Origin of the sequence: uncultured Altibacter sp. (assembly GCF_963972995.1) — a bacterium.
GTDB lineage: Bacteria > Bacteroidota > Bacteroidia > Flavobacteriales > Flavobacteriaceae > Altibacter.
This window is the reverse complement of record NZ_CAXAXI010000003.1, coordinates 97,856-116,602: the sequence shown is the minus strand read 5'-3', so window position 1 is coordinate 116,602 and position 18,747 is coordinate 97,856. Positions and strand designations below refer to the sequence as shown.

General features: G+C 41.8%; 18 protein-coding genes. 15 read left to right on the top strand and 3 right to left on the bottom strand.

The genetic code is table 11. The features are described from left to right. Together AACZ11_RS02290 and AACZ11_RS02285 are read left to right on the top strand one after the other, a co-directional pair. On the top strand, window positions 1-585 hold the full coding sequence (locus AACZ11_RS02290; RefSeq protein ID WP_290627723.1) for a cytochrome c oxidase subunit 3: 585 nt from the start codon (window positions 1-3) through the stop codon (window positions 583-585). Between the two features lie 2 nt (window positions 586-587). Beyond that, on the top strand, window positions 588-821 hold the full coding sequence (locus AACZ11_RS02285) for a cytochrome C oxidase subunit IV family protein (protein WP_290627721.1): 234 nt from the start codon (window positions 588-590) through the stop codon (window positions 819-821). Window positions 822-823: 2 nt separating this feature from the next. On the opposite strand, the gene AACZ11_RS02280 is transcribed toward AACZ11_RS02285, so the two are convergent. Next, window positions 824-2,902, bottom strand: a complete 2,079-nt coding sequence (locus AACZ11_RS02280; RefSeq protein ID WP_290627719.1) for an acetate--CoA ligase family protein — start codon at window positions 2,900-2,902, stop codon at window positions 824-826. A 174-nt stretch (window positions 2,903-3,076) separates the two neighbouring features. Here AACZ11_RS02280 and AACZ11_RS02275 point away from each other — a divergent pair, with 174 nt between their 5' ends. The 5 genes from AACZ11_RS02275 to AACZ11_RS02255 all read left to right on the top strand — a co-directional run bounded on the left by AACZ11_RS02275 (window position 3,077) and on the right by AACZ11_RS02255 (window position 8,092). Next, the gene (locus tag AACZ11_RS02275) at window positions 3,077-3,508 is read left to right on the top strand and encodes a cytochrome c (protein ID WP_290627717.1); all 432 of its coding nucleotides are present in this window, start codon (window positions 3,077-3,079) and stop codon (window positions 3,506-3,508) included. Further along, the gene (locus AACZ11_RS02270) at window positions 3,498-4,838 is read left to right on the top strand and encodes a cbb3-type cytochrome c oxidase subunit I (RefSeq protein ID WP_290627715.1); all 1,341 of its coding nucleotides are present in this window, start codon (window positions 3,498-3,500) and stop codon (window positions 4,836-4,838) included. Before AACZ11_RS02275 ends, AACZ11_RS02270 begins: the two co-directional genes overlap by 11 nt. 131 nt (window positions 4,839-4,969) lie before the next feature. After that, window positions 4,970-5,902, top strand: a complete 933-nt coding sequence (gene nadA / locus AACZ11_RS02265) for a quinolinate synthase NadA (protein ID WP_290627713.1) — start codon at window positions 4,970-4,972, stop codon at window positions 5,900-5,902. A 1-nt stretch (window position 5,903) separates the two neighbouring features. Continuing rightward, window positions 5,904-7,478 carry an L-aspartate oxidase gene (gene nadB / locus AACZ11_RS02260; RefSeq protein ID WP_290627711.1) on the top strand — a complete coding sequence of 525 codons (1,575 nt, stop codon included), beginning with the start codon at window positions 5,904-5,906 and terminating at the stop codon, window positions 7,476-7,478. Then, complete coding sequence (locus AACZ11_RS02255) at window positions 7,475-8,092, top strand: thioredoxin family protein (protein WP_290627709.1); 618 nt, start codon at window positions 7,475-7,477, stop codon at window positions 8,090-8,092. Before nadB ends, AACZ11_RS02255 begins: the two co-directional genes overlap by 4 nt. Here the strand turns inward: AACZ11_RS02255 and AACZ11_RS02250 are convergent. Together AACZ11_RS02250 and ric are read right to left on the bottom strand one after the other, a co-directional pair. Further along, window positions 8,089-9,294, bottom strand: a complete 1,206-nt coding sequence (locus tag AACZ11_RS02250) for a hypothetical protein (RefSeq protein WP_339831343.1) — start codon at window positions 9,292-9,294, stop codon at window positions 8,089-8,091. The two genes, AACZ11_RS02255 and AACZ11_RS02250, sit on opposite strands and share 4 nt — an antisense overlap. Window positions 9,295-9,377: 83 nt before the next feature. Next, a complete protein-coding gene (ric, locus tag AACZ11_RS02245) occupies window positions 9,378-10,100 on the bottom strand; it encodes an iron-sulfur cluster repair di-iron protein (RefSeq protein ID WP_290627705.1) in 723 nt (240 codons plus the stop codon). Window positions 10,101-10,276: 176 nt separating this feature from the next. On the opposite strand from ric, the gene AACZ11_RS02240 reads away from it, so the two are divergent. From AACZ11_RS02240 to AACZ11_RS02205, 8 genes are all read left to right on the top strand, one after another. After that, the gene (locus AACZ11_RS02240) at window positions 10,277-10,489 is read left to right on the top strand and encodes a DUF2892 domain-containing protein (RefSeq protein ID WP_290627703.1); all 213 of its coding nucleotides are present in this window, start codon (window positions 10,277-10,279) and stop codon (window positions 10,487-10,489) included. A gap of 94 nt (window positions 10,490-10,583) precedes the next feature. Beyond that, complete coding sequence (locus AACZ11_RS02235; protein WP_290627701.1) at window positions 10,584-13,004, top strand: heavy metal translocating P-type ATPase metal-binding domain-containing protein; 2,421 nt, start codon at window positions 10,584-10,586, stop codon at window positions 13,002-13,004. Between the two features lie 74 nt (window positions 13,005-13,078). Then, entirely contained in the window at window positions 13,079-13,300 is a 222-nt protein-coding gene (ccoS, locus tag AACZ11_RS02230; protein ID WP_290627699.1) for a cbb3-type cytochrome oxidase assembly protein CcoS, read from the top strand. Continuing rightward, window positions 13,297-15,498 (top strand): cytochrome-c oxidase, cbb3-type subunit I, encoded by a 2,202-nt coding sequence (gene ccoN, locus AACZ11_RS02225; protein WP_290627697.1) that lies wholly within the window; start codon window positions 13,297-13,299, stop codon window positions 15,496-15,498. Before ccoS ends, ccoN begins: the two co-directional genes overlap by 4 nt. A 2-nt stretch (window positions 15,499-15,500) precedes the next feature. Then, entirely contained in the window at window positions 15,501-15,695 is a 195-nt protein-coding gene (locus AACZ11_RS02220) for a CcoQ/FixQ family Cbb3-type cytochrome c oxidase assembly chaperone (protein ID WP_290627695.1), read from the top strand. After that, complete coding sequence (locus AACZ11_RS02215; protein WP_290627693.1) at window positions 15,692-16,675, top strand: cbb3-type cytochrome c oxidase N-terminal domain-containing protein; 984 nt, start codon at window positions 15,692-15,694, stop codon at window positions 16,673-16,675. The genes AACZ11_RS02220 and AACZ11_RS02215 overlap by 4 nt, the downstream gene beginning before the upstream one ends. 24 nt (window positions 16,676-16,699) lie before the next feature. Beyond that, entirely contained in the window at window positions 16,700-18,121 is a 1,422-nt protein-coding gene (gene ccoG / locus AACZ11_RS02210) for a cytochrome c oxidase accessory protein CcoG (protein ID WP_290627691.1), read from the top strand. A gap of 151 nt (window positions 18,122-18,272) precedes the next feature. After that, entirely contained in the window at window positions 18,273-18,746 is a 474-nt protein-coding gene (locus AACZ11_RS02205; RefSeq protein ID WP_339831340.1) for a FixH family protein, read from the top strand. Window position 18,747 lies beyond the last annotated feature (1 nt).

The following is an 18,747-nucleotide window of genomic DNA, read 5'->3' as shown; positions in this document are numbered from 1 at the left end:
GTGGCGCGTACGCAAATAATAAACTACAAAAACCTGTATTATCCTCCCGGGGGAATCTTACTTTGGATAATTATCTATTTGGAACTTATCACTTTTGGGATTGCTCTCGTATTTATGGGTATTCACGCTTCTGATATGCCGGAGTTATTTCATGCATCAAGATTGCTTCTTGATCGGTCTTTAGGCACTATCAATACAATAGTTTTGTTGAGTAGCGGATGGTCCATGGCGCAATCCCTACACTTTTTTAGAAAGGGGAATTTTGCTAAGAGCAGACTATTTTTGGTAGGCAGTATGCTGGGAGGCTTACTATTTATCGTAATAAAGGGAATAGAGTATTATGATAAAGTAGACGCAGGTCTTACCATGGGATTCAATACATTCTTTTCATATTATTGGATGCTCACCTTGTTCCATGTGATACACGTATTTGTAGGCTTGGTGATACTAGGAACCATGCTTTTAGGGCTTCGTAAAAACCCGGAACGTATACAACTTGATGATTTTGAAGCTGCCGGCGCGTTTTGGCATCTTTGTGATCTAATATGGCTATTGTTGTTCCCTGTTATTTATTTGCTGTATTAATTATGGAAAGAACAATTAATATTACATGGATAATTCTTTTGGCACTCACAGGTATCTCTGTGATCCTATCGCAATTTGTGAAAGATTATATAGCCGCAATTATTCTAGGCTTAGCGATTTTTAAGATTATTGGTGTCGCGTTAAATTTCATGGAACTGAAAAAGGCACACCTGTTCTGGCAGGTGCTCATAATAGGTTTTACGCTTCTAATTTGCGTAATTCTTTTACTTCTTTAGGATTAGTTCGCTACGGAAACTACTGTTTTTTCAATTTTGATACGAACATCTACCGCAACAAGGTCCTTTGGATTTCCAATCAACGGATTAATGTCCATTTCTGTTATTTCCGGAGCGATCTGAACAAGTGCCGAAATACGTTGGATTATAGCTATGAAAGCAGCTTCGTTGATTCCGTCCTTACCCCGAACACCCTGCAATAATTTATAACCACGCAGCGATTGAAGCATTGCTCTTGCTTCTTTTTCTGAAATAGGAGCTAATCCGGCCGCCACATCGTTGAGAATTTCAATAAAGATTCCTCCTAAACCACAAATTATGGTATGGGGAAACCCTGCTTCTTTTGCTACACCAACAAAAAGCTCTAAACCGGCTAATTGCGGTTGTGCCATTACAGCTGTTGCGTTATCAATGTTCATCAATTGATCAAAAGCATCAGAAGCTTCCGCTACCGAAGCGATATTTATTAGCACGCCTTTTATGTCAGACTTGTGAAGGGGTCCTACTACTTTCATTACAATGGGAAAATCGAACGCATCTAATTTTAAAAGCAGTGCTGCTTTTGTATTTTCAACTATAGTGGGAACATGCGGGATGTTGGCGGCTTTTAGTAGCGCTTCAGTATCACTTGCAGTTAAGTATCCCGATGGGTTTTGTTCAATAATTTTTCTAATGTTTTTAAGGTCTATTGAAGGAAGAACAATTGTTTCAGTAGATGGCTGAGGGGTTTTATAAACTTGAGCCAATGCTTTTCCCAGAACAACTTCATCCGGAAAATTGATATGCCCCTGCGCAATGAACCGGCTAATTTCACGCCGGGCATTTATTACGGAAGGTAAAACGGGAAATATAGGTTTTTTGCAAACATCCAGTTTAACACCCAGAACGTTGTACACATTCTCCACGTCCAACAGACCCGGGCTCCCAAAAACTACCACCATGGCGTCGATTATATCAAATTTATGTTCACAATAATCTATAATGATACCTAATTGTTCGGCTGTTCCTGTAGCGAGGAAATCAATAGGGTTACCAACCGAAGATCCCGGGTATAAGTAGCTTTTTAATTTTTCAGCTTCTTGTCCTTCTATAACCGGAACACTTAATCCGCCTTTGGATAGGGCATCGGCCAACATAACTGCCGAGCCGCCGGCATGTGTTATAATGGCAATGTTCTTTCCTTTTAACTTTTTATATTTAAAGATAGAAGCTACACTCAATAATTCTTCTCTGCTGCTGCAATATACTATTCCGGCCTTATTGAATAATGCCCGTACTGTCATGTCGCTATTTGCCAAGGCACCTGTATGCGAAGTTGCCGCTCTGCTTCCTTCTGTGGTACTTCCGGCTTTAATTGCAGCGATCCTTACTCCTTTTTTAATAAGAGAAGCAGCGTGTCTTCGGAGTTTTTCGGGATCTTTTATAGTCTCTAAATATAGAAGCTTAATGGGAGCATCGGTAGCCGGATTATAGTTGCGATCCATATACTCCAATACATCTTCTATGCTTGTTTGCGCCCCATTACCAACCGAAAAAACATTCGCAAATGTAACTCCTAAAGCCATTCCCGCTTCCATAATGAATACTGCCGTAGCACCCGACCCGGAGATTAGATCACAACCACTTGAATCATATTTGGGAATTGGCGAGGTAAACACGCCTTTATAGTATTCTGTGATCACACCAATACAATTAGGACCTATTAAACAGCCCTCGACCTTTTCTACAATCTCAGTGATACGACGCTCCAAGGATGCCCCGACCGCATCGGCTTCACCAAATCCCGCCGAAATAATTATAAAGGCCTTCGTATTTTTTTGCTCTGCCAAAACGGTCACTGCTTCTAAACAATGTCGGGCAGGAATGGCAAGGATCGCAAGATCGATATTTGGAAGGGATCCTACATTGGGAAAACTGTGTACTCCCTGTACTTTTTCTTCTTTAGGATTGACGACACAAAGGTTTCCCTTAAAGCCTCCATCCAAAATATTCTTAAGCATTTTCCCTCCCGGCTTCTTCACATCATTGGAAGCCCCGATAACTGCGATACTTGATGGGGAGATTAATTTTTTGTTTAGCATATCCTTTTTGAGAATAAAGGAGTAAAACTAGAGAATCGACCTCAACTTGAGTATGATTTAAATCATATATGTTTCACTAAAAGCATGCTGAAGCAATAGTCGTCAAAAATGATAAATGTCATATTTGAAGGGCGCTGTTATGGTTACTTTTATCGCTGTATTTATTTGTTCAAAATGTCAAAAATTACGAGAAAGTACTTTTTTGTGATCGCAATGTTACTTGTACTTTTCTCAATTTATAATTATTTCATTTACAGCGCAGAATCTTATACGCCTTCATCTGCATTAACCTCTCAAGCCATCGAGGGTCAAGAACTATGGCAGGAAAATAATTGCTGGTCTTGTCATCAGTTATACGGATTGGGGGGATATTTAGGACCGGATCTTACCAATGTTTATTCTAATATCGACAAAGGACCATTGTTTATAAAGGCCTTTTTGAACAGCGGCGTAAGCAGCATGCCTAAATTTAATTTTTCGGAAGGTGAGAAGGATGCGATTATCGAATACTTGCGAATCGTCGATGAAACAGGATACTATCCCAATTTCGATGCTTCTATTGAACGCAGCGGCTGGGTAAAAATAAAGTATAAAGATGCCAAATAGACTTCCTTTATATTTTTTAATATTTGCGCTATTTGCTTTATTGGCAGGGATCTTATTCGGACTTACGGCATCGTTTCAATACATAGTTCCGGAGCTCTTAAAGGAATATACGCCTTTCTCAAAGTTGCGGCCATTCCATACCACATCGGTTATTTCATGGATTATTCTTGGAGCTACCGGGAGTATTTATTTTTTCATGTCAAAAATTGAAAGATTACAAATTGCAGCACCTTCTTTAGTTTGGGCACATTTTATCATTTTCTTGTTAACGGGAGTCGCAATCTATATTTCCTATGCCTTTGGATTTATGAAAGGAAGGGAATACTTTGCTTTTGCCCCTGTCTTGATTATTCCCATCATTCTGGGTTGGATACTTTTCGGATTCAATTTTTTTAGAACCCTTCGGAAGAAAGTGAGAAATTGGCCGGTATACTATTGGATGTGGGGTACCGGGATTGTTTTTATGATCTATCATTTGATGGAAGCCCACCTTTGGTTTTTTGACTATTTCAGGAGTTCGTTTATAAAAGACATGTCCGTTCAGTGGAAATCGTATGGTTCTTTTACAGGGTCTTGGAATATGCTGGTTTACGGGATTTCAATTTACGTAATGTCCAAAATAAAAAAGGACAGTAATGTGGCCACAAGTAAGATCGCATTCTTCTTCTATTTCTTAGGACTTTCCAACCTTATGTTTGGATGGGCGCATCACACCTATTTTTTACCAACACAGCCTTGGATTCGCTATTTGGCCTATGGGGTGAGCATGACAGAATGGGTCGTTCTTGGTTCTATTATTTATAATTGGAAACGGTCGTTGCCTAAAGTCGATAAATTAAATCACCCTATGGCAACCAAGTTTATGATGTCTGCAGATTTCTGGATTCTGCTCAATCTAATTCTTGCGCTGCTGTTCTCCATCCCGGCCATTAATTTCTTTACCCACGGGACCCACGTTACTGTTGCACATGCTATGGGTACCACGATTGGGATCAATACAACCATTTTGTTCTCTTCCTTGTATTTTATTGTTGGAAACTTAAATTTTTCATTCCCAAAAGCGCAATGGGTAACCAAAAGAGGATTGCAACTTTTTAATATTTCCCTGTTTCTTTTTTGGTGTTCCATACTTGCCGCAGGGATAAAGAAAAGTTATTGGTTGTATTTTACTAAACAAGGACTCTTTTCCGAAATGCAGGAAGGCTTAGCAGTAACGTATGGAGCAATTAGCTTCTTTGGCGTTGCACTCGTTATTTCTATCGGAATGATTGCCTTGCCGTTAGTAAAGGCTTTTATTAAGCAGATAAGAACAAGCGAACCCGACTATTAATTATAAAAATCCCATTTTTCTGAAGCTTCAGAAAGTACACCTTAATCGAATTGTTGAACAAGGGTCAAACCATGATTTTAGTCATATTTAGTAGGGGTTAATCATTTTATTTTTGTGTCAAAACAAATCAATTGACAAAAAAACTTTCCGAAGCAATTGTATCGTTGAAAAATGATAAAAACGCTGTCATTTTAGCACATTATTATCAGGCACCCGAAATTCAGGATATAGCCGATTATGTTGGCGATAGTTTAGGATTATCACAAAAAGCAGCTGAGACCAATGCCGATATAATTGTGTTCGCCGGGGTACACTTCATGGCTGAAACGGCCAAGATCCTAAATCCTACAAAAAAGGTGCTAATCCCCGATCTTAATGCAGGCTGCTCACTCGCAGATTCTTGTTTGCCTGGGCCTTTTGCAGAACTTGTTGAAGCGTATCCGGATCATATGGTGATCACCTACATCAATTGTTCGGCAGAGATCAAAGCCATGAGCGACATCGTATGCACTTCGTCAAATGCCCTGAAGATCGTAAATAGTATTCCTGCCGAAGTGCCAATTATTTTTGCTCCCGATAAGAATCTTGGGAAATATATTCAGAAAAAAACCGGAAGAGCGTTACTGCTGTGGGATGGATCTTGTATTGTACATGAAGCTTTTTCCATAGATAAGCTTGTGAACCTGTATAAGGAGCATCCGGGGAGCAAGATAATCGCACATCCCGAATCTGAAACCCACATTTTGGACACGGCTAATTATATTGGCTCCACGGCCGGAATGATAGGGTATGTTAAGAAGTATCCTTCCGAAAAATTTATTGTTGCGACCGAAGCGGGAATCTTACATAAAATGCGCCAAGAAGTACCAAAGGCCACCTTGATACCGGCCCCGGCGCAGGAAGATAACACCTGTGCTTGCAGTGAATGTGCTTATATGAAACTTAACACACTTCAGAAATTGTACAATTGTCTGCGCGATGACACACCACAGATACAAGTTTCAGAAAAAATAAGAATACAAGCTTTGAAACCCATAGAACGGATGTTGGAATTATCGAAATAGGATGAAAGAATCACAATGCCTTATTATTGGATCGGGTGTGGCAGGGTTGACTTTAGCCATAAAAATGGCCGAAGCTTTTCCAAAGCGCATTATTACTATTGTTACCAAGGCTCACGAATCAGAGTCCAATACTAAATACGCCCAGGGCGGGGTAGCATCTGTCATTAGTGAGAAAAAGGATTCTTTCCAAAAACATATTGCTGACACCCTTTTGGCCGGAGATGGCATGTGTGATCCCAATATAGTTGAAATGGTAGTGAAGGAAGGGCCCGAACGCTTACGAGAACTAATAGAATGGGGCGTGCGATTCGATAAGGATCTGCATGGCAATTTTTCGTTGGGTAGGGAAGGCGGTCATTCCGAATATAGGGTGCTTCATCATAAGGACGCTACGGGATCTGAAATTGAAAGAGCTCTTTTGCAAAGGGTACATGCTTTGGATAACATTGAGTTACTATCACATCATTTTGCAGTGGATCTTATCTTGGAATCCCATCCATTACATGCTTCCAATACACCATCAGCTTGTCTTGGAGCCTATGTGCTGGATCAGATATCGGGTGAAATTTGCGCTTTAAGAGCAGCAAGTGTTGTCTTGGCTACCGGAGGCCTTGGCAGGATCTACGGGCATACCACGAATCCCATGGTTGCTACCGGAGATGGTATTGCGATGGCCTACAGAGCCAATGCAAGGATCAGGGATATGGAATTCATTCAATTTCATCCAACTGCGCTTTACGAGGAAAAGGAAACTCCTTCCTTTTTGATTTCAGAGGCTGTAAGGGGCTTCGGAGCATATTTGCGTAATACCAATGGAGAACGCTTTATGTTGCACAATCATGAAGATGCCGAGTTGGCTTCAAGGGATATTGTGGCTCGTGCAATCCATGCCGAAATAAAGAAAGAACATATTCCCTACGTATATTTAGACTGTACGCATTTAAAGACTGAAACGTTTAAACAAAAGTTTCCTACGATTTTCACCAATTGTTCACGTTTAGGAATAGACGTTTCACAGGACTGGATACCGGTTGTCCCCGCTGCACACTATGTTTGTGGAGGAATTGAGGTGGATAGTTGGGGGAGAACAAGTATAAATAATCTGTTTGCGTGTGGAGAGTGTTCCCGTACAGGGCTTCACGGTGCCAACCGATTGGCTTCCAACTCACTTTTAGAAGCATTGGTATATGCCCATCGTATTTTTCGCTACCACATTAAACAAGATCTTAAAAGTATTACGGAAGAACCTCCACAATGGAAGCAGAATAAAAAATCAGGGCCAGCCGAAGAAACCATTCTTCAAAGTAAAATACTGGAGTTACAACAGCTCATGCGCTGTAACGCCGGGATCGTTCGAAGTACGCATGAGTTAACAACAGCACTTAAAATGCTTGCCATGCTTCGTGCAGATACCGAGATCCTATTTGAAAGACATACGCTCACCTCAACACTTTGTGAACTACGTAACATGCTAAGCGTAGCCTATTTAATTATTGATCATTCTTTACAACGTACCGAAAATAAAGGAGGCTATTATAATATAAACTATTCAGAAAAAATAAACACACTCGTATGAAAAATACAATAAAAGAAGCAATACAAGCCGGCATGACCTATGCTGAATATATGTTGATGTTCAAGCAGCTGGCTACACAAGACGGTACCACCGGAGAACCTACAGCGGAAAGGATTCAATTCACAAAATTGAATTTCAGCCGAAGCAAACGATTGGATAAGACCATTTTTCTTACAGAGATCCAGGCCAAGCGGCTTAAAGAGACCGTACAACCACAAACATGGTTGGTGCTAACCGAAACTTGGTGTGGGGATGCTGCGCAAACACTTCCGTTCCTCAACCGGGTTGCGGAAACAGCTCCAGACATTGAACTCCGGATACTGCTACGGGATCAACATCCGGAGTTAATGGATGCTTTTCTTACAAACGGCGCACGTGCGATCCCGAAGCTCATTGTTTTGGATGAGAATTTGGACGTGTTGGCAGACTGGGGACCACGCTCGGAAGCAGCAACCCAACTGGTGTTACAATATAAAGCCCAACACGGAACCTTGGATGCGGCCTTTAAAGAATCACTTCAAGTTTGGTACAATAAGGATCGCGGCCAATCGATTTTAAAAGAACTCATAAAAATGGTAACGTTGTTAGACGCCAAGAAAGTTAAGATAAGTTAGCTTCCTCTTTTTACAAATTGCTGTAGAAATAACAGGGCGATGGCTGTAAAAAGAAGAATGCTCGACAGTGCAAGTGCTTCGGGATAGTTTTCTATTGTGTTGCCTCCAAGCCACGAGGTCGTACCTCTATAAAAAATAAGTATCTCTGTTAGAAAGAAACCTAAGAGATACAGCCAATAAATGGGTTTGGTTATTCTAATTAGTTGAAATTGTTTTAGGAACGCTAAAAGTGCCAAACTAACTATCCCGAGAAATACCCAGTGGATATAACTAATAACGTAGTCAATATTTGCTGAAATGATTTTAGATGCAGGGGGAACTGCACCCAATAATTGCGCACCTAACTTAATTATTAGCAAGGCTCCGCAGACCTTTAAAAGCGAATATACCAGTCCCGGAAGATTTTCTTTAACGGTGACGCGATTTTTAAAAACCCATACGAACAGCATGCCAAAGGCAATCACCTGAAGGAGCGCTCCCATACCTGCCAACACATAAAAAATAGCATGAGGTTCCATCCACAACACAGATAGAAAGAAAGTGAGTATAACACCTGCATTCAGCAGGGAAAAGAATTTTTTAAATGCGCTGGGTGGAAATTTCAACCCCCAATCTTCTAATAACACAAAAAAAAGTTCAACTAAGGCGACAATAACCCAGCCGTTGTATTGAAAATGCAGAAAGAAATAGATGGCGTTTCGGTACCAAGGTGAACTGTTTCCTAAGGTGGTCATAATAGCTCCTAACGCCCAAGGGCCTATGCTGGAAAGAATTAAATACCAAAGTGATATACGCACTAACTTAAAGGATGGTAGTCGCTTTTTCGAAATCGGAACGTTTTTCAGAAAAAAAGAGACGAACCAGTACGAGGCAATTAAAAATAAAGTAGAAAATAGGATAGAGAATAAGGCATAACCGGTAAATGGGAATGAGAACAGCATCCCGAGAATAGTGACTTGCGTGACCCAAAAAATACGATTGTACATTTTAAGTGTAGCTTCATTGCGCAAAAAAGCATACACTAGAAGTGTCGTAATAGCTGTATAGACCCAACCTAGTAGAGCAACATGGGAATGAGTATGAACGATAAAGCGATAGGGCGCAGGGATATCGGCAATTGGGTACAACCGCATTATTACGCCTAAGAATGCAATGATAAAAAAATAACCAAGAGCTATATGTATGTGTTTATTGAGTGGCATGAACGTTTGTCAAACTTCAAAAATAAAAAAGAAGCTGTCCAAATGGCACGACCCGGACAGCTTTCTTAAGCAACAACATACTATTAAGACTGCAGGCGCTGTTCTAACTGCAAGGCCTTGGGATGCAGAATATTGTTCTCCAAATGAATATGCGTATGAAGGTCCTGCTCAAACTCATTTAACTTGTCGTATAAGGCTTTAAAGGTGTTGCAGGCTCCAGAAGGGGGTGTGTATTCATTGGTAAGCTGTGCTATTTCTCTAAATAGCTGGCCCACTTCCTCGTGTTCGTGTTCCATCATTTTGATGGGGTTGTCTACCGTTCCAAAATTTCTGTTTGGTAGGGGAGTCCCTTCTTTTTCGGCTCGTACCATTTGCTTTATGAAAGGGAAGAGAATCAATTCTTCCTTTTTCATGTGTGCGGCGAGTTCAGAAGCGATCTCACGAACAAGACGATCGATTTCGATCACTTCACTATAATGATGTCCATGTACCTTCGCCACTTTAGAGGCGTACATCAATAACAACGGCAGGTTCTCTTCCACATATTGGTGATGGATGTTCACGATGTAGTCGATCAAGAACGGAAGCTTCCAGTTATTGTAATCGTTCGAATCTTCTACGGAAGAATCGAGGTGAAGAAGATCGTTTTTCAAGGTCTCGTAGGCTATGCCTTTTTTCTCACAGGCCTTTTCTATGGTCACACCGCCACCACAGCAGAAGTCAATGTTGTATTTTTTGAAAACGTGGGATGCCTTGATGTTTTCGGTAACGATCTCGGCAACGGTTTTATCTTTTGTAATTGTCATAGTATGTATTTTTTATAAGGCAAAAATCGAAACTAGGCCCAGAGTAAAAAATGATATTTCTCATAAAAAGATAAATTTATCTTTTTTAATAAGAGTGCCGGGTGATATGATAATTATCATAGGTCTATTGTGTTGTTTGACTGATATTTACGAAAGATTTATTAAAAGTTTTTAATATGAAAAAAAATATGGGCGGCACAGACCGCATGCTTCGCATACTAATTGCACTTGGGATTTTAGTATTGTATTTCACTAATGTTATTGAAGGGACGCTGGGAATCATCCTCTTGGTTTTGGCAGCTGTATTCGTAATCACCAGTTTTGTGAGTTTTTGTCCTTTATATGCGCCGTTTGGGATTAATACCTGTAAAAAGACCACGCTCAAATAATTGGTGGGGTCTGACGCATAGCTGACATAAATCATTTTTTAAAGATCTCATAATCCTAACCTTTGCCCTAGGTATAATGAGCAAATTTTAATCTATGGATACATGCTTCCATTGTGGGGATTCTTGTCTTGACACTGTTATTCCCTACGACGAAAAAACATTTTGTTGTCATGGTTGTAAAACCGTTTTTGAGATTCTTAACGAGAACGACCTTGGATATTATTACGATCTCGAGAAGACTCCGGGGACAAGTCCCAATGAAGTTTCCGGCAAATTCGATTTCTTGGATAATGCGGCAATTGTCCAAAAGCTTTTGGAATTCGACGATACGAATACACAAATTGTATCCTTTGTAATACCTTCTATTCATTGCAGTTCTTGTATTTGGGTATTGGAAAACCTTCAAAAATTGCATCCGGCCGTAACGACCTCACAAGTAAATTTCCCGGAAAAAACCGTTCGAATCACATTTCATTCTGAAAAGGCTTCCTTAAAGGAACTTGTCTTGCTTTTAAGCCGTATTGGATATGAACCCAACATTTCGCTGGAAGATTCGAATAAAAAGAAAAAACAATACAACCGAAGCCTTATCTATAAGTTGGGTGTTGCGGGTTTTGCATTTGGAAATGTGATGTTCCTTTCGTTTCCGGAATATTTCGATCTCGGAAGAGGAGAAGAAGAGTTTTGGCTGGAACAATTCAAACATGTTTTTAGATGGTTGATGTTTACCTTTTCACTTCCGGTGGTATTCTACTCCGGTCGTGATTATTTTACTGCGGCCTATAAGGGCATACGATCGGGGTTCTTAAATATAGACATACCTATCGCCATCGGAATCGCGGCGCTATTCATTCGAAGTACCATGGATATTGTCTTCGACTGGGGTTCGGGCTTCTTCGACAGCCTTACCGGATTGGTGTTCTTTTTGTTGTTGGGTAAATTTTTTCAGCAAAAAACCTATGCCTTCCTTTCTTTTGAACGCGACTACAAGTCGTATTTTCCCATTGCGGTTACCCGCTTGCACAGAAACGACCAAGGAGATCTTTCCGAAGAGCAAACAGAGGTTTACGAAGTTAAAAAGGGCGATCGTATACTTATTCGAAATAACGAACTATTGCCGGTAGATGCCATTCTTATTAAAGGGAATGCCTTGATCGATTACAGTTTTGTCACCGGAGAGGCCGAACCGGTAACCAAGGAAAGCGGTGATAAACTTTTTGCCGGCGGAAAACAAATGGCAGGAGTGTTAGAAGTCGAGGTGTTAAAACCCGTAGAACAAAGTTACTTAACCCAATTGTGGAGTAACGAGGTGTTCCAAAAAGAACGGCCCAATCTTTTTCAATCACTTACAGACAGTATTAGCAGGCGGTTTACTGTCGCGGTTTTGTCCATCGCTTTTCTATCGACTCTTTTTTGGTTGGTGTACGATCCAATCCAGGCGTTCAATGTATTTACAGCCGTATTGATCGTTGCGTGTCCCTGTGCCATTGCCTTAGCGTCTCCTTTCACCTTGGGGAATTTATTGCGAATCTTCGGAAAGCATAAATTGTACCTTAAGGAAGCTTCGGTGATCGAGCAGATCGCAAAAGTAGACACCGTGGTTTTCGACAAGACCGGAACCCTTACTACTCATAAGAAAAGTTTGATCACGTATGAAGGGATTGCACTTTCTTCGGAAGAGGAGACCTTGCTAACCAACACACTGCGTGCGTCCAATCACCCGTTAAGTCGCGCTCTGTACGACTTGCTGAAGAATAATGGTATTCAAACCTTAGATGAATTTGAAGAAGAGACCGGCTTGGGTATGTACGCACGCTCCAATAACCTTCGTATGAAGGTTGGATCGTACAGTTTCGTAGATAGTGACACCAAAACAGATACCTCCCCACAAGCAGCGGCTGTGGCAAGAACCAAGGTGCATGTAAGCAGCAATGAAGTGTATAAAGGATGTTATGTCTTTCACAATGAATATAGAGAAGGAGTTGCGCGGGTTTTCGAGGACCTTCATAAGGACAAGAAGCTTATTGTTTTATCAGGCGATAATGAAGGAGAGCGAGAGCGGCTTCAAGAGCTGTTACCCAAAGGCACCCAATTGTTGTTCAACCAAAAGCCCAACGATAAACTGGAGTTTATACGCTCGCTTCAGGAAGCGGGAAGAACCGTAATGATGGTTGGAGATGGCTTGAACGATGCGGGGGCTTTAAAGCAAAGCAACGTAGGGATCGCTATTTCTGAAAATATAAACGTGTTCTCCCCGGCCTGTGATGGAATCTTGGATGCCTCCCGTTTTTCAGATATCACCCGGTTCTTTTCTATCTCCAAGAAGGGAATCAAAATCATAAAATGGAGTTTCCTGCTGTCGTTGCTATACAATATTGTAGGTGTTTCTTTTGCTGTAACAGGAAACTTACTGCCGGTAATCGCTGCGATTCTAATGCCATTGAGTTCAATAACCATTGTAGTGTTTACCACAGTGGCAACCCAATATGTAAGCACTCCCTTAAAACGATTTTAAATAAGGTATAACTGACCGATGTCATATTTTAAGGAACCACGCAGTACTAATTTTACAGCATAATTCAGGTAGGTATGAGTATTATTTATGTATTACTAACCATAAGCGTAATCGTAGCTTTGGTATTCTTCGCAGCATTCATTTTTTCAGTAAACAGAGGTCAGTACGACGATACGTACACACCTTCGGTTCGTATGTTATTTGAAGACGAAGTAGTTAAAGACACCACCGTTTCAACCCAAAAAAAATCGAATAAACAATCAAACACTAATCAAGAGAAACACGAATCACTATGAAAGTAGAACAATTCTATTACGACAATAAAGTCGTTAAGAAATTTATTTGGGCCACCCTTATTTGGGGGATCGTTGGTATGACGATTGGGCTCATCCTCGCGTTTATGTTCATGTTCCCTAACATGACCGATGGGATCTCGTGGTTGAGCTTTGGACGCTTACGTCCCTTGCACACCAATGCTGTGATCTTTGCCTTTGTAGGGAATGCCATTTTTGCAGGGGTATATTATTCTTCCCAACGCTTGTTAAAAGCCCGTATGTGGAGTGATTTCCTGAGTAATCTCAACTTTTGGGGTTGGCAGTTAATTATTGTTGGGGCGGCGATCACCTTACCTCTAGGGTATACCACTTCCAAAGAATATGCAGAACTGGAGTGGCCCTTCGATATTGCCATTGCCTTAATTTGGGTGGCGTTTGGGGCAAATCTCATTGGAACAATTCTTAAAAGAAGACAGCGTCATTTATACGTGGCGATTTGGTTCTACCTAGCCACTTTCGTTACTGTGGCCGTGCTCCATATCGTGAACAGCATTGAAATACCTGTAAATGCCTTGAAGAGCTATTCGGCCTTTGCGGGCGTTCAGGATGCTTTGGTGCAATGGTGGTACGGTCATAATGCAGTGGCATTTTTCTTGACCACACCATTCTTAGGCTTGATGTATTATTTTGTCCCAAAGGCAGCCAATCGACCTGTGTATTCCTATAAATTGTCTATTGTTCACTTCTGGTCGCTTATATTTATCTATATCTGGGCAGGCCCTCACCACCTTTTATACTCTGCATTGCCGGATTGGGCCCAGAACTTAGGTGTTGCGTTCTCGGTGATGTTGATCGCACCCTCATGGGGTGGTATGATTAATGGTCTTTTGACCTTGAGAGGAGCTTGGGATAAAGTGCGAACCGATCCTGTTCTTAAGTTCATGGTCGTTGCGATCACGGGATATGGAATGGCTACTTTCGAAGGACCTATGTTATCCTTGAAGAACGTGAACGCCATCGCTCACTTTAGCGATTGGATCATTGCGCATGTTCACGTAGGTGCATTAGCGTGGAACGGATTCTTGACCTTTGGTATGCTGTATTGGATGGTGCCTAAATTATTTAAAACAAAGCTCTATTCCATCAAATTGGCGAACTTCCATTTTTGGATCGGGACCTTGGGGATCATAATGTATGCACTTCCAATGTATGTAGCCGGATTTGTTCAAGCCTCCATGTGGAAACAATTCAATCCGGATGGCACGCTCACCTATGGAAACTTCTTGGAGACGGTAAGTGAGATCATGCCGATGTACTGGATGCGGGCCATTGGGGGTAGTTTGTTTATTATAGGTGCTTTTATTTCTCTATACAATGTGGTTCAGACCGTACGTCAAGGAAGCAAGGTTACCGATGAGCTTGCCGAAGCAGCAGCACTTGAGAAAGTAACCAAGAAACGAACCGCCAAAGAGGGGTATCACACATGGCTAGAGCGTCGCCCGGTAAAGCTTACCATCTATGCTACGATTGCGATCTTAATTGGAGGCATGGTACAGATCATTCCATCGCTTATGGTAGACGAGTATGTACCTAAGATTTCCAGTGTAAAACCGTATACCCCTTTAGAACTGGAAGGCCGTGATATTTACATTCGGGAAGGGTGTGTTTCGTGTCATTCACAAATGATCCGCCCTTTTAGAAGTGAAGTGGAGCGCTATGGGGAATATTCTAAGTCCGGCGAATATGTTTACGATCACCCGTTCCTATGGGGTAGCAAGCGTACCGGCCCCGATCTGTTCAGGGTAGGAGGAAAGTACAGCGACAACTGGCATTTGAACCATTTCTACGATCCGCAGAGTACGTCTTCAGGCTCAATTATGCCATCGTATAAGTGGTTGATACAACGTGAACTTGACAAATCCATGACCGAAGCTAAGATGAAGGCCATGGTGTCTCTTGGGGTGCCTTATACGGAAGAAGATATCGCACGGGCGCAAGAGTGGATGGATGCGCAAGGTACTACCATTCAGCAAAACCTGTACAGCGATCCCGATTTCGTGAAAACCTATGAAGCCGACAAGCAGTATGCACAAGAGAACGGTGAGACCTTTATTGAAATGAAGGATCGAGAAGTGGTAGCGATCATCGCATACCTGCAACGTCTTGGAACCGATATTAAAGTAACCAATAATGCTGAAGTTTCAGCGCAAAACGATTAAGTATGTTACGATTTATCAAAGGAAACTTAGAAAGCATCGATGGGGTACAGATCTATCCTATTATTTCACTGTTGATCTTCTTCATCTTTTTTGTAGTCCTTTTTTGGTGGGTCTTTACCGCAAAGAAAGAACACATTGCTGAAGTTAGCAACATTCCACTAGAGTCAAACAACCAACAAAACGACGATTTATTATGAGAACAGGAACCTCCTATTTACGGATCATCACCTTTATGGTCCTCGCATTTTTTCTGCTGGAGTTCACGATAGATACCGGCGATCAAATAGCCATTGAAAAATACCCCATTATTTGGGCCGTACTAGCCATGTTGCTGTTATTTGCCATCGCTGTGGAAGTCATTTCAGAAACACTGAAACGCATTCTTTTTAATGGGTTGTCTCCGGAAGCTAAAGGGCGATATCTCGCTGCGGAAGCAGCTAAGAAAGAAAATCGGTTTGGATGGTTCAAGCGGGTCTATAAGAAGTTACTGGGAAGCAAACCTGTCGAGAAAGAAGGCGAAATCATCTTAGACCACAATTACGATGGTATTAAAGAATTAGACAATAACCTCCCGCCATGGTGGGTGTATATGTTCTATGCTACTATAATTTTTGCTGTGGTGTATATGGTGCGTTACCACATATTCGACGATGCCAATCAGGATGAGGAATATGAAATTGCCGTAGCCGAGGCACGGGCGGAGATAGATGAATACAAAAAAACGGCCAAAGATCTTGTCGATGTGAATACGGTAGAACTTCTCACCGGTGCGGAGGATATCAATGCCGGTAAAACCATTTTTGAAGCCAATTGTGTTGCTTGTCATAAATCTGATGGCGGCGGCGGAATTGGTCCGAATCTGGTAGACGATTATTGGATCTTGGGTGGTGGAATAAAGAATGTGTTCAATACTATTTCTGAAGGAGGACGAGCAGGAAAAGGAATGGTCGCCTGGAAAACCGACCTGAAACCGGCCGAAATGGCCCAAGTTGCCAGTTATGTCCTCTCTTTACATGGTATTACTCCGGCTGAAGCGAAAGAACCCGAAGGAGAACTGTGGATAGATGAAAATGCCCGAGTGGACAACGTTTCGGTGGAAGTGATTGATTCTACGAAGGTACAGGTGATCATGACAGATGATCCCGTGGTGGAAGATCTCACAACCGACAATCAATAACAAGAATTTAAATTACAAAAACCCTTGGAGACCCCAAAGAACGAAAAGTTTAGAGACAGTATTGGTACTGTAACCAAAGAAGGCAAACGGGCTTGGGTCTTCCCAAAGAAACCTTCAGGAAGGTTGTATGAATATCGCAAGTATGTGAGCTACGTTCTTTTACTTTTTTTGTTTGCGGCTCCTTTTGTGAAGATCAACGGAAACCAGTTTCTCATGTTTAATGTGTTGGAACGCCGTTTCAACATCTTTGGATTTCCGTTCTGGCCACAGGATTTTCATTTGTTTGTGATCATGATGATCATAGGAGTGGTATTTGTGATCTTCTTTACCGTTGCCTTTGGAAGAATCTTTTGCGGATGGATTTGTCCACAGACTATCTTCATGGAAATGGTCTTTCGACGTATTGAATATTGGATCGATGGGGACCGCGGTAAGCAGATACGGCTGGATAAAATGCCTTGGAATAGTGAGAAAATTAAAAAAAGAGTGTTGAAGTGGAGTATCTTTTTCATTATCTCTTTTCTCATTGCCAATGTGTTCTTGGCATATTTGATAGGGAGTGATCGCTTGATACAATACATAATGGACGGGCCTTTAAGTCATGTGAGTACACTCATCTCTCTGTTGATATTTACGGGCGTATTCTATTTTGTGTTTGCTTGGTTTCGCGAACAGGTGTGTATCATTGCCTGCCCCTATGGACGCTTACAAGGGGTGCTGCTCGACAACAAATCGATTGTGGTTGCTTACGATCATAAACGCGGTGAGAAGGAAATGGGACGGGCCAAGTTCAAAAAGAATGAGGACCGTGAAGCCAGTGGGAAAGGTGATTGTATCGATTGTTTTCAATGTGTGCATGTATGTCCTACCGGTATAGATATTAGAAACGGGACACAACTGGAATGCGTGAATTGCACGGCATGTATCGATGCATGCGACAGCATCATGGAGGCGGTGAATCTTCCCAAAGGGCTCATACGCTATGCGAGTGAAGATAATATCGAGAAAAAAGCAAAATTCAAGTTCACCCCGCGCTTAAAGGGATATACCGCAGTGTTATTCATTTTGGTGTCGGTTCTTACGGGGATGCTATTTCTAAGGAATGATGTGGAAGCAAGGATATTGCGATTGCCGGGACAGTTGTATGAACACAAGGAGAATAATATTATAAGCAATGTGTATACCTTCAAATTGGTGAACAAGACTACTGCGGCGATCGAGGACGTACGGTTTGAGTTGCTCTCCCATAAAGGGACCGTGAAATTGGTAGCACATGACGCGTTTGTTGTTCCGCCGCAAGGATTGTCTGAAGGAACACTTTTTATTGAGATCAATGCCAGTGCATTAACAGGAGATAAGGATAGGGTAGAAATAGGTGTATACAGTGGGGACCGACTGGTGGAGACCACCACGGCAGCCTTTTTGGGACCCCGAAGTTACAAATAGAAAGCGTGAGGGACCCGCCAAAGGCGGGCTTGTAGAGCGAAAATCCCGTAGCCGCGACAGCGGTGAGGAATTGCAGCGATAGCCCGACCCGATGGAGACAGGTCACAAGACCGGCGACAGCGGGGCACGCCCAAATAAAGAAGTTTAACTAATGCAGCGTCTAAAGACGCATACTACTATGAAAATAAACTGGGGAACAGGATTAGCGATAGGAATGGTACTATTTATAGCATTCATTATGTTCATGGTGATTACCATGAGTACAGATGACCGATACGATTACGACCTTGTCACGGAAGAGTATTACAAGAAGGAACTCGCCTATCAACAAGAGATCGATGCCGAAACGAACTTGAAGGATTTTTCCAAAGGAATTGTGGGAACCAAGGTAGCAGAAGGCTGGCAACTTACATTTCCGGACGACATGGATATACCGAAATTGAAGGGCACAGTGTTCCTATACAGACCGTCTAATAAGCAACTGGATTTCGATCTTCCGATTGAAGTGTCCGGATCAAATTTGCTCATACCTGACGAACGCTTTTTGGACGGTCGATGGAACATTACTATGGCAATGACCTATAATGGAAAGAACTATTTATACAAAGCAGAAATAACCTACTAAT